General features: G+C 65.9%; 16 protein-coding genes. 6 read left to right on the top strand and 10 right to left on the bottom strand.

Annotation, left to right across the window (positions count from 1 at the left end; all coding sequences use genetic code 11):
• Positions 1 to 65: 65 nt before the first annotated feature.
• From AWB80_RS01795 to AWB80_RS01755, 9 genes are all read right to left on the bottom strand, one after another.
• Complete coding sequence (locus tag AWB80_RS01795) at positions 66 to 1,097, bottom strand: L-threonylcarbamoyladenylate synthase (protein ID WP_061172909.1); 1,032 nt, start codon at positions 1,095 to 1,097, stop codon at positions 66 to 68.
• A gap of 19 nt (positions 1,098 to 1,116) precedes the next feature.
• Complete coding sequence (locus AWB80_RS01790) at positions 1,117 to 2,304, bottom strand: 5-(carboxyamino)imidazole ribonucleotide synthase (RefSeq protein ID WP_061172908.1); 1,188 nt, start codon at positions 2,302 to 2,304, stop codon at positions 1,117 to 1,119.
• 67 nt (positions 2,305 to 2,371) lie between these two features.
• Positions 2,372 to 2,884 (bottom strand): 5-(carboxyamino)imidazole ribonucleotide mutase, encoded by a 513-nt coding sequence (gene purE / locus AWB80_RS01785; RefSeq protein ID WP_061172907.1) that lies wholly within the window; start codon positions 2,882 to 2,884, stop codon positions 2,372 to 2,374.
• Between the two features lie 18 nt (positions 2,885 to 2,902).
• Positions 2,903 to 3,793, bottom strand: coding sequence for a phosphoribosylaminoimidazolesuccinocarboxamide synthase (locus AWB80_RS01780; RefSeq protein ID WP_061173092.1), 891 nt, complete (start codon positions 3,791 to 3,793; stop codon positions 2,903 to 2,905).
• Positions 3,794 to 3,917: 124 nt separating this feature from the next.
• The gene (gene fba / locus AWB80_RS01775) at positions 3,918 to 4,982 is read right to left on the bottom strand and encodes a class II fructose-bisphosphate aldolase (protein ID WP_061172906.1); all 1,065 of its coding nucleotides are present in this window, start codon (positions 4,980 to 4,982) and stop codon (positions 3,918 to 3,920) included.
• 220 nt (positions 4,983 to 5,202) lie between these two features.
• Positions 5,203 to 6,639: a pyruvate kinase gene (gene pyk / locus AWB80_RS01770; protein WP_061173091.1), complete on the bottom strand. Its 1,437-nt coding sequence runs from the start codon at positions 6,637 to 6,639 to the stop codon at positions 5,203 to 5,205.
• Between the two features lie 349 nt (positions 6,640 to 6,988).
• Entirely contained in the window at positions 6,989 to 8,185 is a 1,197-nt protein-coding gene (locus AWB80_RS01765) for a phosphoglycerate kinase (RefSeq protein ID WP_061172905.1), read from the bottom strand.
• Positions 8,186 to 8,581: 396 nt separating this feature from the next.
• Positions 8,582 to 8,905 carry an AzlD domain-containing protein gene (locus AWB80_RS01760; RefSeq protein WP_061172904.1) on the bottom strand — a complete coding sequence of 108 codons (324 nt, stop codon included), beginning with the start codon at positions 8,903 to 8,905 and terminating at the stop codon, positions 8,582 to 8,584.
• Positions 8,902 to 9,669, bottom strand: coding sequence for an AzlC family ABC transporter permease (locus AWB80_RS01755; RefSeq protein ID WP_061173090.1), 768 nt, complete (start codon positions 9,667 to 9,669; stop codon positions 8,902 to 8,904). Before AWB80_RS01755 ends, AWB80_RS01760 begins: the two co-directional genes overlap by 4 nt.
• A gap of 345 nt (positions 9,670 to 10,014) precedes the next feature.
• Here AWB80_RS01755 and AWB80_RS01750 point away from each other — a divergent pair, with 345 nt between their 5' ends.
• The 6 genes from AWB80_RS01750 (at position 10,015) to AWB80_RS01725 (ending at position 14,767) form a co-directional block, all read left to right on the top strand.
• Complete coding sequence (locus tag AWB80_RS01750; protein WP_087130887.1) at positions 10,015 to 10,935, top strand: branched-chain amino acid transaminase; 921 nt, start codon at positions 10,015 to 10,017, stop codon at positions 10,933 to 10,935.
• Between the two features lie 65 nt (positions 10,936 to 11,000).
• Positions 11,001 to 11,198: a zinc-finger domain-containing protein gene (locus AWB80_RS01745; protein ID WP_008351333.1), complete on the top strand. Its 198-nt coding sequence runs from the start codon at positions 11,001 to 11,003 to the stop codon at positions 11,196 to 11,198.
• 133 nt (positions 11,199 to 11,331) lie between these two features.
• On the top strand, positions 11,332 to 12,405 hold the full coding sequence (gene waaF, locus AWB80_RS01740; protein WP_061172902.1) for a lipopolysaccharide heptosyltransferase II: 1,074 nt from the start codon (positions 11,332 to 11,334) through the stop codon (positions 12,403 to 12,405).
• A gap of 203 nt (positions 12,406 to 12,608) precedes the next feature.
• A complete protein-coding gene (locus AWB80_RS01735; protein WP_061172901.1) occupies positions 12,609 to 13,055 on the top strand; it encodes a nuclear transport factor 2 family protein in 447 nt (148 codons plus the stop codon).
• A gap of 44 nt (positions 13,056 to 13,099) precedes the next feature.
• Positions 13,100 to 14,182 carry a YheT family hydrolase gene (locus AWB80_RS01730; RefSeq protein WP_061172900.1) on the top strand — a complete coding sequence of 361 codons (1,083 nt, stop codon included), beginning with the start codon at positions 13,100 to 13,102 and terminating at the stop codon, positions 14,180 to 14,182.
• Positions 14,183 to 14,188: 6 nt separating this feature from the next.
• Positions 14,189 to 14,767, top strand: coding sequence for a DUF2946 family protein (locus AWB80_RS01725; protein ID WP_061172899.1), 579 nt, complete (start codon positions 14,189 to 14,191; stop codon positions 14,765 to 14,767).
• A gap of 1 nt (position 14,768) precedes the next feature.
• Here AWB80_RS01725 and AWB80_RS01720 read toward each other — a convergent pair whose 3' ends face one another.
• A complete protein-coding gene (locus AWB80_RS01720) occupies positions 14,769 to 16,784 on the bottom strand; it encodes a M48 family metalloprotease (protein WP_061172898.1) in 2,016 nt (671 codons plus the stop codon).
• Between the last annotated feature and the right edge of the window lie 45 nt (positions 16,785 to 16,829).

The following is a 16,829-nucleotide window of genomic DNA, read 5'->3' as shown; positions in this document are numbered from 1 at the left end:
GTCTCCCAGTTGCATAAGTGGTTTATTGTGCGACCAAAAGCAACCTTTTGCAACCCAACACACCCTCACTCCTCCGCCTCAAACGCCGCCGCCGCCCTCCCCAGCCGATCATTCACCGCGATCCACTCCACCGTCTCCGGCAACCGCTCGATCAGAATCCGCTCGACATTCGCACGATCCAGCGCGCGCAACAAGCCATACAAATCACGCGCATAACTCTGCGGATCTTCCGGCGCGGCCACGAAATGCACATTCGCCGCGTGCGCCCATTCGCCCGCCCGCGATGCCCGCGCGACCAGCGCGATCTTCTTCCCGCTCGCCCGATCCTGCGCGGCGATCAGCGGCTCGATCGTCTCGAAGGGCAGCAACGCGAGCGGCGTGCGCGGCGCGTAATGCGCCTTCAACGTCCCTGACGCGCGCGGCGCCGTCGCGTCCGATCCGTCCGGCAAACGCGGCGCAATGCCGATCACGTCCGCGATCTGCTGCGGGCTCACATGCCCCGGCCGCAGCAGAGCGGGAAAACCGCGCGACAGATCCAGAATCGTCGATTCGATGCCGACATCCGCCGCCCCGCCATCGAGCACATGCACGGCGCTGCCGAACTCATCGCGCACATGCTGCGCGGTCGTCGGACTGACATGGCCGAAGCGATTGGCCGACGGCCCCGCCACGCCGCCCTGCTTCCCGCTGCCCAAACGCCGCCCATGAAACGCCGACAGCAACTGCTGCGCGACCGGATGCGACGGACACCGCACGCCGACCGAATCCTGTCCGCCGCTCACCGCCGCAGGAATATGTGCCGCGCGCTTGAGGATCAGCGTCAAAGGTCCGGGCCAGAACGCATCGATGAGCTTCTGCGCATCGGCAGGCAGCTCGCGCACCCAGTAGCCCGGATCGGCTTCGGGCGCGAGATGCACGATCACCGGATGATTCGCCGGCCGTCCCTTCGCCGCATAGATGCGCGCGATGGCATCCGGATTCTCGGCGTCGCCGCCGAGTCCGTAGACCGTTTCGGTCGGAAACGCGACGAGTTCGCCGCCATCGAGCAAGGCGGCGGCTTCGTCGATCTGCGCGACGCTCGGATAGATGATGGTCATTGCTTCTACGGCAAAAAACTCAGTCGAGCGGGATATGCAGCATGCGCGCGCAGTCGCGCGCCGCCGTGCGCGCTTCTTCGAGCGTCGCCGCCGTGAAGTTGATGTGGCCCATCTTGCGGCCCCGGCGCGCCTCTTCCTTGCCGTACAGGTGCAGCCGCGCCGAAGGCATCGCGGCGACTTCCGTCCAGGCGGGCGCACGCGCCTTGTCGCCATCGAACCAGATATCGCCGAGCAGGTTCAGCATCGCGGCGGGCGAATGCTGCCGCGTGTCGCCAAGCGGCATGCCGGTCATCGCGCGAACCTGTTGCTCGAACTGGCTCGTCGCGCAGGCATCCACCGTGTAGTGGCCGGAATTGTGCGGACGCGGCGCCATTTCATTGGCGATGAGCGTGCCGTCCTCCAGCACGAAGAATTCGACGCACAGCACGCCGACATAACCGAGCTTCGCCGCGATGGTGAGCGCGGCGTCCTGCGCCTGCGCGACCAGCGCCGCCGATGCATCCGGCGCGGGCACGACCGTCTTCGCGAGAATGCCGTTCACGTGCACGTTCTGCGCGAGCGGGAACACGGCCGACTTGCCGTCGCCGCCGCGCGCGATCAGCACGGATACTTCGTACTTGAGCGGCATGCGCTTTTCCAGCACGCACGGCACGCCCGACAGCGATGCATACGCGTTGCGCACGTCCGCGACATTGCGCACGCTGACCTGCCCCTTGCCGTCGTAGCCGAGGCGCGCGGTCTTGAGAATGCCCGGCAGCACGGCCGCGATCGTCTCGTCGGGGAGCGCGGCGAGCGCCAGCGCCGATTCGATCACGACATGCGGCGCGACCGGCACGCCCGATGCCGCGATAAAGCGCTTTTCCGCGACGCGGTCCTGCGCGATCGCCACGCAGCCCGCAGCCGGACTGACGAACGTGCACGACGCGAGAAATTCGAGACTCGCGGCCGGCACGTTCTCGAATTCCGTCGATATCGCCGCGCACAGGCGGCCGAGTTCGGTGAGCGCGTTTTTATCGTCGTAAGCGGCGCGGATATGGCGATCCGCAACCGCGCCGGCGGGGCTCGTCTCGTCCGGATCGAGGACGGCGACGCGGTAACCCATCGATTGCGCGGCGAAGCAGAACATGCGGCCGAGCTGGCCGCCGCCTACCATGCCGAGCCACGCGCCGGGCAGGATGGGAGAAATCGGGGAGTTGTGTGGGTTCATCGTGGGGCTTGGGTGGCTGGCTGTGGGCATCGGCGATGGCGCGACGCGCGGTCCGCGCGCCGGGTCATCAGAGCGGCGGCAGCGCCATGTCCCGCGCCGCCTGATTCTGCTTCACGCGAAACGCGGCGAGCGCCTCGGCGTAACGGGCGTCCGTCACGCTCAGGATCGACACCGCGAACAGCGCCGCGTTCGCCGCGCCCGCCTCGCCGATGGCGAAGGTCGCGACCGGCACGCCCTTGGGCATCTGCACGATCGAATGCAGCGAATCGACGCCCTTCAGATACTTGCTCGCCACCGGCACGCCGAGCACCGGCACCGTGGTCTTCGCGGCGAGCATGCCCGGCAGATGCGCCGCGCCGCCCGCGCCCGCGATGATCGCGCGCACGCCGCGTTCACGCGCGCTTTCGGCGTAGGCGAACATCTCGTCCGGCATGCGATGCGCCGAGACGACTTTCGCCTCGTACGGCACGCCGAATTCCTGAAGAATCGCCACCGCGTTCTTCATCACGTCCCAGTCGGAGCTGGAACCCATCAACACGCCGACGAGCGGCGTTTCATGCGTGTGCGCTGCCTTGGTCATCGAACTGCTTTCCTCTGCTTAGTCGAGCGTCTTGCCGGTCAAACGCTGAAGCGCTTCCTGATACTTCTCCGACGTCTTCGCGATCACGTCATCCGGCAGCTTCGGCGCGGGCGGCTCTTTCTTCCACGTCTGCGTTTCGAGCCAGTCGCGCACGAACTGCTTGTCGAACGACGGCGGATTCGTGCCGACCTGATAGCCGTCCGCGGGCCAGAAGCGCGACGAATCGGCGGTCAGCACTTCGTCCATCAGATACAGCTCGCCCTTGTTGTCGAGACCGAATTCGAACTTCGTATCCGCGATGATGATGCCGCGCGTCGCCGCGTACTCGGCCGCTTCCTTGTACAACTGGATAGAGATGCGCTTGATCGTCGCCGACAGTTCGGTGCCGATGCGGCGTTCCATCTCATCGTAGGTGATGTTTTCGTCGTGATGGCCCATTTCGGCCTTCGCCGCCGGCGTGAAAATCGGCTCGGGCAGCTTCTGCGCGTTCTGCAGGCCCGGCGGCAACTCGACGCCGCACACGGAACCGGTTGCCTGATAGTCTTTCCAGCCGCTGCCCGCGAGATAGCCGCGCACCACGGCTTCGACGAGAATCGGCTCCAGACGCTTCACGACGACCGCGCGGCCGTTGACCTGCTCGATTTCATCGGCCGCGACGACGGAAGCCGGATCGATGCCCGTGTTGTGATTCGGCACGATGTGCCCGAGCTTCTCGAACCAGAAATCGGCCATCGTGTTGAGCACGCGGCCCTTGTTCGGAATCGGCTCGCCCATGACGACATCGAATGCGGAAAGGCGGTCGGTCGTCACGATCAGGAGCTTGTCCTGACCGACTGCGTAATTGTCGCGGACCTTGCCGCGGCCGAGCAGCGGCAGCGATTTGATCGTGGATTCGTATAGCGTGGACATCGTCATGTACCGGGAAGGACTGAAATGGTGAAACCCGCGCTCGGACCTCTGGCGCGGGGAAAAGAAATGCGAACGGGCTCCGAACCCGGAACCCGTTGATTTTACTTTACAAATCGACCGCGCTTTATTTCACGATCTGCGCGAGTGCGCCGGACTTGTACTTCTCGGCGATCTTGTCGAGCGGAACGGGCTTGATCTTGCCGGCCATGCCTTCGCAGCCGAACTGCATGTAGCGCTGACGGCAGATTTCCTTCGCCGCCTCGCGCGCGGGCTTCAGGTAATCGCGCGGATCGAACTTCGACGGATTTTCGAACAGATAGCGGCGGATCGCGCCGGTGATCGCGAGACGCAAGTCGGTGTCGATGTTCACCTTGCGCACGCCGTGCTTGATGCCTTCCTGAATCTCTTCGACCGGCACGCCGTAGGTTTCCTTCATGTCGCCGCCGAATTCGCGGATTTCCGCGAGCAGTTCCTGCGGCACCGACGACGAACCGTGCATCACGAGATGCGTGTTCGGAATGCGCTGGTGGATTTCGCGGATGCGGTCGATCGCGAGGATATCGCCCGTGGGCTTCTTCGAGAACTTGTACGCGCCGTGCGACGTGCCGATGGCGATCGCCAGGGCATCGCACTGCGTCTGCCTGACGAAGTCGGCGGCCTGCTCGACGTCGGTCAGAAGCTGCTCGCGCGTCATCGTGCCTTCGGCGCCGTGGCCGTCTTCCTTGTCGCCCTTCATGGTTTCGAGCGAGCCGAGCACGCCCAGCTCCGCTTCGACCGTGACGCCGATCGAATGCGAGAACTCGACGACCTGCTTCGACACCGCGACGTTGTACTCGTACGACGCAACCGTCTTGCCATCGGCTTCGAGCGAGCCGTCCATCATCACGCTGGTGAAGCCGGAGCGGATCGCGGCCATGCACACCGCCGGCGACTGGCCGTGATCCTGATGCATCACGACCGGAATATGCGGATACGACTCGACCGCTGCTTCGATCAGATGGCGCAGGAACGCTTCGCCCGCGTACTTACGCGCGCCGGCGGACGCCTGCATGATGACGGGCGCGTTCACTTCGTGCGCGGCCGCCATGATCGCCTGAACTTGTTCCAGATTATTGACGTTGAATGCCGGGAGGGCGTAGCTGTGTTCGGCTGCGTGATCCAGCAGTTGACGCATTGATACGAGAGGCATTGTGGTGAAACTCCATGATGTGAAACGAATTCTGCAGCGCGCTCGATTCCGCTCTGGGGCGGTTTTCGGCTTTATCGTTGCCTCGACTGACGAACGTCAGCTTCGTCGTCTTGCGCGTCTGGTGGAGCGCTCGCCGTTGTCAGCACGGCGAGCGCTCACGGACCTGCGACAAACCGCGCGGCCCTTGACCGCGCATCTTTCTCGTTATTACTGACGACGGTCAGATATGGTCGCCGACACGCACGATCTTCAGCGTGTTGGTGCCGCCCGCCTGACCCATCGGCTCGCCGACGGTCAGCACGACCATGTCGCCGCGCGCCGCATACCCCTTCGACACGACCACTTCGAGCGCCTGATTCAGCGCGGCGTCGCGGTCCATGTTGGTGTCGACGTGCAGCGGCGTCACGTTGCGGTACAGCGACATCGTGCGCTCGCTCGACACGCGCGGCGTCAGCGCGAAGATCGGCACGTGGGTCCAGTGACGCGACATCCACAGTGCCGTCGAGCCGGATTCCGTCAACGCGACCACCGCCTTCGCGCCGAGATGGAACGCGGTGAAGAGCGCGCCCATCGCGATGGACTGGTCGATGCGCGTGAACGTGCGGTCGAGGAAATCGCGATCGAGCTGCGACTCTTCCGACTTCTCCGCTTCCACGCAGATGGCGGCCATCGTCTCGATGGTCGTCACCGGATACTTGCCCGCGGCGGTTTCGGCGGAAAGCATCACGGCGTCGGTGCCGTCGAGCACGGCGTTCGCCACGTCCGACACTTCCGCGCGCGTCGGCACGGGCGCGTGGATCATCGATTCCATCATCTGCGTGGCGGTGATCACGAGCTTGTTCGACTCGCGCGCCATGCGGATCATGCGCTTTTGCAGCGCCGGCACCGCCGCGTTGCCCACTTCCACCGCGAGATCGCCGCGCGCGACCATGATGCCGTCGGAGGCGTCGAGAATGCCCTGCAGCGCCGGAATGGCTTCGGCGCGCTCGATCTTCGCGATCATCTTCGGCTTGATGCCGTACGGCGCGCCCGCGATGTTGGCCAGTTGCCGCGCCATTTCCATGTCGGTCGCGTTTTTCGGGAACGACACCGCGACGAAGTCCGCGCCGAGCGACATCGCCGTCTTGATGTCCTCCATGTCCTTTTCGGTCAGCGCGGGCGCGGTCAGCCCGCCGCCCTGGCGGTTGATGCCCTTGTTATTCGACAGCTCGCCGCCGACCTTCACGATGGTGTGGATTTCCTCGCCGATCACGCGCGTCACATCCAGCACGATGAGGCCGTCATTCAGCAGCAGCACGTCGCCCGCGCGCAGATCGCGCGGCAGATCCTTGTAATCGAGGCCGCAGCGTTCGTTGTTGCCGAGCGGGCAGTTGGCGTCGAGGATGAACGGGTTGCCCGCGACGAGCATCGTCTTGTTGTTCTCGAACTTGCCGACGCGGATCTTCGGGCCTTGCAGGTCCGCCATGATCGCGACTTCACGGCCGACCTGGCGCGCCGCCTCGCGAACGATTTCGGCGCGCTGGCGGTGGTCGTCGGCGGTGCCGTGCGAGAAGTTGAAGCGTACGACGTCGAGGCCTGCCTGCAACATCTGCAGCAGGATGTCAGGGCTCGTGGAAGCCGGGCCGATGGTGGCAACAATCTTTGTAGCGCGATGCATGGAATTCCTCGTCTCAGTAGGATCGCCCGTAACAACGCTGCGAGCACGTTGCGCTTGCGATGAGGTATTGCTCACCGGTTGCGCGCGCGCGCCGGTTCGTGCCGGCGTCGCTTTGTCGATATCTTTCAGGGCATGGGCGGGCACGCCGCCGATGATGACCGGAGGCGTTTGCGGAATTGCGGTTTCGCCTTCGGGAACTGCCGGATCGGGTTGCGCCGCTTCCGCGATGGCCAATGCTGCCTCGGCGGCGGCATCGATTGCGTCCTGCGTCACCTCGTCCTGCGCGCTGCCGGCTGCTTGCGCGCCCTTCTTGACTGCCTTCGCCGGATTGTCTCGGGCCGCCAAAGCCTCAGGCTCCGGCGCGCGATTCGAGCACTTCGACCGCCGGCAGCGTCTTGCCTTCCAGGAACTCCAGGAACGCGCCGCCGCCGGTGGAGATGTAGCTCACCTTGTCGTGGATACCGTACTTCGCGATGGCCGCGAGCGTGTCGCCGCCGCCCGCGATCGAGAACGCCGACGAATCCGCGATTGCCTGAGCGAGCGTCTTCGTGCCGTTGCCGAACTGGTCGAATTCGAACACGCCGACCGGGCCGTTCCACACGATCGTGCCGGCCGTTTCGAGTTGCGCGGCGAGCGCCTTGGCCGTGTCCGGGCCGATGTCGAGGATCAGGTCGTCGTCGGCGACATCGGCGACGGGCTTGGTTTGCGCCTTCGCGGTCGGGGCGAATTCCTTCGCGGTGACGACATCGCTCGGAATCGGCACCGATGCGCCGCGCGTGCGCGCCTGCTCGATGATCTCCTTCGCTTCGTTGACGAGATCGGCCTCCGCGAGCGACTTGCCGATCTTGAGGCCCGACGCCAGCATGAACGTATTCGCAATGCCGCCGCCGACGATCAATTGATCGACCTTCTCGGCGAGCGACTTCAGGATGGTGAGCTTGGTCGACACCTTCGAGCCCGCGACGATCGCGACCAGCGGCCGCTTCGGATTGCCGAGCGCCTTGCCGAGCGCGTCGAGTTCGGCGGCCAGCAGCGGGCCCGCGCACGCGACAGGCGCGTACTTCGCGATGCCGTGCGTGGTGGCTTCGGCGCGGTGCGCGGTGCCGAATGCGTCGTTGACGTAGATGTCGCAGAGCTTCGCGAGCTTCTGCGCGAGGCCGTCGTCGTTCTTCTTCTCGCCCTTGTTGCAGCGGCAGTTTTCCAGCAGCACGACATTGCCCGGCTGGACCTGAACGCCGTCGACCCAGTCGGCGACCAGCGGCACGTCGCGGCCGAGCAGCTCCGACAGACGCGCCGCGACCGGCGCGAGCGAGTCTTCCGGCTTGAACTGGCCTTCGGTCGGGCGGCCCAGATGGGACGTGACCATCACGGCGGCGCCCGCGTCGAGGGCGGCCTTGATCGCCGGGACCGAGGCGCGCACGCGCGTATCTTCGGTGATGTTGCCGTTATCGTCTTGCGGCACGTTGAGATCCGCGCGGATGAACACACGCTTGCCGGCGACTTTGCCTTCGGCGATCAGATCGGTGAAACGCAGTACTTTCGTCATGGGAGTCAACGTAGAGAGTGAAGCGGTTCGGGCGGAGACGGCCGTCGGGGCCGGCCGGTTCGTGGAGTCGCCGCGCGCGGGCCGCCGGGCAGGACGGCTCGCGCGCGGATCAGGCTGGGGGTGATGGCCGCGCGGTGTAGCCGAACGCGCGTGCGGGAAGCGGGAGAAAGGGATCGGACAGATGAATCCGGAGATGCGCGCCAACCGCGCTCGGGCGTGTGGATGCAGCCGGGAGCGGCGAATTGGGCAACAGTAGCGCGGTGACTGCCGGAGACACTTTCGACCTCGCTCACTCGGGGAAAGACCGTCATTTTAACCGATCACCCCGCACGCTTTTAGCGGGCAATCGTTGATGACGCGTATTTGGTTCGGCGCGCGCTTCGTTCGATCCCGCGCTCATGCGGCAAGCCGCAGCACCGTGAACACCAGCATGCCGATGACGATCGTGCCCATCATGCCGCGCCGCCACAGGTAATACGCGAGTCCGGCCGCCGACGCCCACAGCGCGTGATTCGACAGCCCGAGCGAAATGCCCGCGGGCGTCACGAGCAGGTCCGGCACGACGACGCCCGCGAGCGCCGCGGCCGGCGCATAGCGCAGCACGCGTTGCACGCGCGGCGGCAGCACCATGCGCTCGCCGCCGGCCAGAAACAGCGCGCGCGTCACGGCCGTGACGACGCCCATGCCGAGGATCGCGAGCCAGATCTGCAGCGTGCTCATCGCAGGGGCCTCGTGGCGGCGGGTTTGTCGCTTTTGTCTCCGGCGGCGGGCTTCGGCGCGGTGCGCTCGGCGATCACATCCGCAAGCGTGCCCGCGAACAGCGCCGCGAATACCGCGAGCGGCAGGCCGAAGCGATACGGCAGTTCGAACGTCAACAGCGCGACGACACTTGCCACGGCGACGGCCGCGAGCGTGGAGCGCGTCGCGATCGCGGAGACGATCAGCGGAATCAGCGCGAGCGTGCCGGCGAGTTCGAGCCCCCAGTTATCGGGAATCAGGCTCGCGAGCAGAATCCCGAGCACCGACGAAAGCTGCCACGAGCACCAGCTCGATACCGCCAGCCCCCAGAAGAACGCCTCCTTGCCGGGCTGCCAGCCGACCGGGAAATTCCGCTTCGAGAACATCAGATAGATGATGTCGCCGTTGAAATAGCCGAGCAGCAGACGCCGCCTCAGGGACAAATACGAAAAGTGCGGCGCGAGTCCCGCGCTGAAGATCACGAAGCGCAGGTTGACCATCGCGGCGGTCAGCAGCACGGTCCAGAGCGGCAGCTTCGCGGCGAACAGCGGCAGCACCGCGAGCTGCGACGAGCCCGCGTACACCGCGAACGACATGCCGAGCGCCTGCGGCACGGTCAGCACGGACTTCGTCATCGCGACGCCGGTGACGAGGCCCCAGGAGAACGTCGCCAGGACGGCGGGAGAGAACGTGCGCACGCCGTCGAGAAAGGCGCGGCGATTCGTGTCGGACAGCCGGTCGAGCATGAGCGAATGCGAGGCGAACGGGACAACCCGTGACGCCATCGCGCGGCCTCGATCGATTGCGCGATGGATCGGGAAAAACCGGGAAAATCGGGAATGGTGAGCTTCGCCGTTTCACTCCGTTCTTTTCAGCGGACGGCGAAAGGCAAATTATAGCGTCGTGAAAGGCGCGCCAAGATCGGTTTCGTCGCGAAAAGACGCTAAAATGACGGTCTTTCGCCGCCTTTGCGCCCTCGCCGCGCGTCTTCCCCCAGGAATTCCGCCCAAGAAAAGCGCGCCGGGCGCCGCCCCTTCAGAACGCGGGCGGCCTGCCGAAACCCACTTGAACGAGACAGCTAGGAGAACCGTATGTCAATGGCCGACCGCGACGGCAAGATCTGGATGGATGGCAAGCTGATCGACTGGCGTGATGCCAAGATCCACGTTCTGACCCACACGTTGCACTACGGCATGGGCGTATTCGAAGGCGTACGCGCGTACAAGACCGCGCAGGGCACGGCCATCTTCCGCCTGAAGGAGCACACCAAGCGCCTGCTCAATTCGGCGAAGATTTTCCAGATGGACGTCCCGTTCGACGCCGCCACGCTCGAAGCCGCGCAACTGGAAGTCGTCAAGGCGAACAATCTCGAAAGCTGCTACATCCGCCCGATCATCTGGGTCGGCTCGGAAAAGCTCGGCGTCTCGGCCAAGGGCAACACGATCCACGTGGCCATCGCCGCTTGGCCGTGGGGTGCGTATCTCGGTGAAGACGGCCTCGCCAAGGGCATCCGCGTGAAGACGTCGTCGTTCACGCGCCATCACGTGAATGTGTCGATGGTGCGCGCGAAGGCGTCCGGCTGGTACGTGAACTCGATCCTCGCCAACCAGGAAGCAGTCGCCGACGGTTACGACGAAGCCCTGCTGCTCGATGTCGACGGCTACGTGTCCGAAGGCTCCGGCGAGAACTTCTTCCTCGTGAATAACGGCAAGATCTACACGCCGGATCTCGCCTCGTGTCTCGACGGCATCACGCGCGACACGGTCATCACGCTGGCGCGCGACTTCGGCATTCCGGTCATCGAGAAGCGCATTACCCGCGACGAGGTCTACACCTGCGACGAAGCGTTCTTCACCGGCACCGCCGCCGAAGTCACGCCGATCCGCGAACTCGACAACCGCACGATCGGCTCCGGCGCGCGCGGCCCGATCACGGAAAAACTGCAAAGCGCGTTCTTCGACGCTGTCGGCGGCAAGAACGAGAAGTACGCGAGCTGGCTCGCGAAGGTTTAATCGACCTCCTGCAACGCGGCGAGCCGAACGCTCGCCGCCCGCTGGACATCAGAAAAGAGATAGCAATGAGCGACCTGAAGGAAATGCCGCTGGTGGAATTGTCCGCGAAGGATCTGCCCGCGTTCTGCCCGAACCCGAAGATGCAGCGCTGGAGCACGCATCCGCGCGTGTTCATCGACGTGACGCACGGCGAAGCGCGCTGCCCGTACTGCGGCACGCGCTACAAGCTGAAAGACGGCGAAGTGCTCAAGGGCGGTCACTGAACCCGAGGCGCCGCCGCCTCATTCGTCCGCGTTTTCGTCCGCGCCGCAGCACGGGGCGCACTGCAGACCCACGACAATCGACGGCCCGCCCCAAGGCGGCGGGCCGCGTTCATTTTGAGATCGGATACGACAGATGCGCCGTGCGCTGGTTATAGCACCGAACTGGATCGGTGACGCATTGATGGCGCAGCCGCTCTTCACGCTCTTGCGCAAGCTCCATCCGCGTATCGCGATCGATGCGGTCGCGCCGGGCTGGGTCGCGCCCGTGCTCGAGCGCATGCCCGAGATTCGCGATGTCTACGCGACGGACCTCGCCCACGGCAAGCTGCAACTGCTGCGCCGCTGGCAGCTCGCGAGCGACTTGCGCGATGTCGGCTACGACGCCGCCTACGTGCTGCCCAACTCCGTCAAATCCGCGCTGATTCCGTGGATGGCGGGCATCAATCTGCGCATCGGTTACAAGGGCGAGAGCCGTTACGGCCTGCTCAACGTGCGGCACGCGAATCCGCCGAAGTCCGAGCGTCCGCCGATGACCGCGCACTACGCCGCCCTCGCCTACGCGCCGGGCGCGAAGCTGCCGTTCGTCGACAGGTTCGCGCAGCCCGACGCCGCCGCGCAGCCCGACGCGCAGACGCTGCCGGTGCCGCGCCTCGAAGCCGATCCGAACGAAGCCGCGCGCGTCTCGACGCGCTTCAACCTGGATACGCGCACGCCGCTCGTCGTGTTCTGTCCCGGCGCGGAGTACGGCCCGGCCAAGCGCTGGCCGCCGGAGCATTTCGCGTCGCTGGCGCAGTTCATCGCGCAGTCGTTTCCGTATGCGCGCATCATCGCGCTCGGTTCGAAGAAGGACGCGCCGATCGCGCAGGCCATCGCGGAGCGCGCGCCGATGGTGCGCAACCTGTGCGGCCAGACCTCGCTCGGCGAGGCGTGCGCGCTGATTTCGCGGGCTAGCGCGGTGGTCACCAACGATTCCGGCCTGATGCACGTCGCGGCGGCGTCGCGCCGGCCGCTCGTCGCGGTCTACGGCTCGACCGATCCGCGCCACACGCCGCCCTTGTCCGATCTCGCAAAGGTACAATGGCTGCATCTTGAATGCAGTCCGTGCTTTGCCCGCGAGTGTCCGCTCGGCCATCTGAACTGCCTTCGCGAACTCTCGGCCGAACAGGTCTTCGGCGATTTGCGCGGGATGCTGCTCGCGCATCGCTAGTGTTGCGGGCACGCGTCGAAAACGCGTTTGCATATCGACGGTTTCCAGCCGTGTGTGCGGGTGCGGACACGCGAATGTCTCCGAACGGGGGCATGCTTTGACCAATGACCGGTGCAGCGCGCCGTACCGTCGCCCCGCCGCCAGAAGCGGCAGGAAGCAGCAACGAGCGGCGCCTTGCACCGAATGCCAGAGACCCACGAGCCATGCCACGTTTCGCCCGCCTCTTCGAAGCCGCCGCCGATACTCTCAACGCTTACTATCAGGCAGTCGCGGACAGCAGCATCGACAGTGTGATGTCGTTGTGGATCGACGAGGAGTTCGCCACCTGCGTCTGCGCGGACGGCACGCATCTGCACGGGCTGGACAGCATCCGCGCCGGTCTCGGCAAGCAGTTCGAAATGCAGCCCGTGACCATCGAGCCGCTCGATATCCGCGTGTACGACAGCCTGGGCACGGTCGTGTATGCGATCGCCGAGGCGCATCAGCCGGCCAAACCGGCGAGCACGCCGCGCATGATCTACACGACCTACGTGATGGTCCATGAGCGCGGCGAGTGGCGCATCGCGCATATTCACGCGAGCGAGATGCCGATGGAAACAGCGGGCCAGTTCGCGGCCAAGCTGCGTCACGGTCAGGGACCGTTGCATTGAAGATTTGAAGAAGCGCTGAAAAAGACGTCTGTCGGGGAGGGGCCATGAAGCGCGATCCGTTGATGAAACACGATTCGTCGTTCGTGGACAAAGCGCCCGCCGTGGCACTGAAGGCAACCGTGCGCGAGCTCGCGGTGCCGGGTTCGGAATGGCTCTACAACGCGCCGCGCTGGCTGCCGACGAGCCATGCGCAGACCATCGTTCCCGCGCTGTTCGGCCGCAAGCCCGCCGTGAATTACCGGCGCGAGCGCTGGAACACGCCGGATGGCGATTTCATCGATCTCGACTTTCTCGCGCACGATCCCGGCGATCCCAACGATCAGCCCGCTGCGAACGCCCCGCTCTTCGTGCTGTTCCACGGCCTCGAAGGCAACTCCGACTCCCACTACGCCCGCACGATGATGGCCGCCGCCCGCGCGCGCGGCTGGCACGGCGTCGTGCCGCATTTTCGCAGTTGCAGCGGGCCGCTCAATCTGCTGCCGCGTTTCTATCATCTCGCAGACAGCGCCGAAGCCGACTGGATTTTGCGGCGGCTCGCGAAAACGCATCGCGGGCCGATCGTCGCGGCGGGTGTGTCGCTCGGCGGCAATGTTCTACTGCACTGGCTGTGCGAGCGCGGCAGCGATGCATCGATCGTCAGCGCGGCCGTGGCCATTTCCGCGCCGCTCGATGTCCACGCGGGCGGCCTCGCGATCTCGCAGGGCTTCGGGCTGGTCTATACGCGCAGCTTCCTGAAGTCGCTCAAGAAGAAAGCGTTCGCGAAGCTCGGCCAGTATCCCGGTCTGTATGACCGCAACGCCGTGCTCGCCGCGCGCACGCTGTACGAATTCGACAATGTCGTCACCGCGCCCCTGCACGGCTTTCGCGACACCAATCACTACTGGTCGACGGCGACCGTGCGCGCGCATCTGAAGCACATCGAAGTGCCGGCGCTCTTGCTGAACGCGCGCAACGATCCGTTCCTGCCCGAGTTTGCGCTGCCTTCGCACGCCGAAGTGTCCGGGCGCGTGACGCTCGATCAGCCGAACCACGGCGGGCACGTCGGCTTCATGACGGGACCGTTCCCGGGCCGGATCGACTGGCTGTCGCTGCGCGTGTTCGGTTATCTGGAGAACTTCGTTTCGTGAACGATCATGGATGAAATCGTCAAGCAGGCGCTCGCCAAATGGCCCAACGTTCCGCATTGCACGGGCTGGCTGCTGCTCGACCGGCGCGGCCAGTGGCGCATGCGCGACGACGCGGCGCAAGCCGCCGGCGAACTGGGCACGCCGATCCGCCATGAAGCGCTGCTGGGCTTCATCAACCGCAATTACGAAAGCGACGCCGACGGCCAGTGGTTCTTTCAGAACGGTCCGCAGCGCGTGTATGTGGAGCTGGTCTACACACCGTGGATCGTTCGCCTGCATGGCCTCGACGGCGCGTTGCGCCTGACCGATCAGGCGGGCGCGGCGTTCGAGCCGGCGCAGGCGTGGATCGACGACGAAGGCGGCATCCTGTTCGCCGATGCATCGACTGCGCGCGTGGCCGCTTTACACGACCACGATCTCGAACTGTTCGCGGATCACGCGTCGCTCGACGATGCCGGCACGAGCGGCGTGTTCCATTGGCGCGCTGGCGTCGATCTGCCCGTGCAGCCGATCCCCTGCGCCGATGTCGCCACGCGCTTCGGCTTCGTCGCGAGTCCTGCCGCGCGCGCCGCGTCGCACGGCTGACTCAGCCGTTCCTCTCCAGCTCGCGCTCTTCCTTGTAGCGCGTCTCGAAATCGCGCAGGCGCGCGGCGATCGTCGAGAGTTCGTAGAAGCTCGCGCTCTTCACGTCGCGCGCTTCCTTCAGTTGCCGGATCGCCGACGGCCACGCGCCGTCCAGCGCGAATTTCTCGGCCATCGCCTGATGCTGTTGCAGCGGATCGTTGAGACCCGCGCTCGCCTGCGCGAGATAGAACCACCAGTCGGGGCGCGTCGGCTCGGCGCGCGTTTCGTGGCGCGCGAGCGTCTGCGCTTGCGCGAAACGGCGTGCGGACAGCAGCGCCTGCAAATGCACGTCGATGGCCGCGTGCGATTCCGGCCAGCGCTTCTGCGCGATCTCCGCGAGGCGGATCGCGTCGTCGTTGCGGCCCGCGCGGCGCGCGATGTCGGCGGCGAGCACATCGAGACTCGGCGTGCTGCGCAGCGCCGGCGCGACGGGCTGTGGCTTCGGCGCCGACACCGATGTCGACGCCGTTCGGCCCTCGACGTGAACCGGCGGCAGCGCGATGTCGCTGGCGGTGCGCGATGGCTGCGCCGGTGTCGCCTCGGGCGGCGTCGCCTGGCCGAGGCTCAGCGGCGCGCGCGCGTTGTTGAGCGGCGTGACGGTCATCGAAGCGTCGGCGTTGCGCAGCGACGGCTCGCCGCTCTTGCGCGACGTCACGGGCGGCGCGCTCGCGACGGTTTCCTTCGGCGCGCGCACGCGATCTTCCTGCTGAATCTGCGCCGATGCCGCCGCCGCGCTCGCTTCCTCGCCCTCGAACAGCTTGCGCGCTTTCGCGAGCGCATCGTTGGCCGCGGCGAAGTCGCCCATCAGCGATTGCGCGAGCGCGATGCCGTACCAGTTCGACGCCGGATTGAGCGCCGTCTGATCCTCGATTTCCGATCGGAGCCGGCTCGCGACCTCGCGATAATCGCTCGCGTAATTCACCTGCAGAACGCGCGCGCGGGCGCGCACGAACGCATATTCCGCCGACTGGCGCGGCTGCCGGTACGGCACGCGCCGCGCGCGGCCTTCCATATCGGCGATGCGATCGGTCGTGAGCGGGTGCGTGCGAACGTAGGGCGGCACGCCGTTATCGGCCATCGTCGAACGGTCGAGGCGTTCGAAGAAGGCCACCATCGCGTACGGATCGTAGCCGGCGGCCGTGAGCATCTGGAAACCGACGCGGTCGGCCTCGTGCTCGGCCGCGCGCGAGAAACGCAGTTGATTGTCGACGGCAAACGCCTGGCCGCCCATCGCGATGCCCATGCCGAGGTCGCCGCTGTGCGCGAGCAGGCCCGCGAGGAGACCGGCGAGCATGCCGGCGAGTGCGGCGTAGCTGCTTTTTTCCTGCGTGCCGAGCATCCGCGCGATGTGCCGCTGGAGCACGTGACCCATTTCGTGACCGATGACCGACGCCAGCTCCGATTCCGTCTGCGTCGCCGCGATCAAGCCGGTATTCACGCCGATGAAACCGCCCGGCATCGAAAACGCGTTGATCTGCGGATCGCGCACGGCGAAGAGGTCGAAATCCGGCCGATAGCCGCCGAGATACTGTACGGCGGCTGCGGCGGAGAGCTTCGATGAAATCGAGTCGAGGTAGTCGCGCAGCAGCCAGTCGTCGAGATAGTCGGGATCGGCGCGCACTTCGCGCATCATCCGCTCGCCGATCTTGCGTTCGGCCTGCGGCGTGAGCGAGCCGCCGGAGCCGTCGCCGAGATCCGGAAGCTGCATCGACGCGAGCGGCGCGCGCAGGCCGGACATCGTGCCGGGGCGGTTTGCAAAGCGGCTTTCGGCGCCGCCGTAGACGCCGAACACGCCTTCCGCGACGTTAGCGGGCAGTTCGCCGCCCGCGCTTTCCTGCGACGAGCGCAGTTGCGAGGCCGCGAGCGTGCCGGTCGCGCCTGCGGAGGGCGAGCTCGATTGCGCCAGCGCCGCGGGCGGCATGGCGAGGGTGACGCTCAGCAGGAAGACGAGCACGCGGCTCGGACGTGTCGAATGCATGGCGCGGAACCGGCGCGGCGAACGATGTTCGGCTCGAAAACTTGA

This window comes from Caballeronia pedi (genome assembly GCF_001544915.2).
Classification (GTDB): Bacteria; Pseudomonadota; Gammaproteobacteria; order Burkholderiales; family Burkholderiaceae; genus Caballeronia; species Caballeronia pedi.
This window is presented reverse-complemented; position numbering and strand designations above follow the sequence as displayed.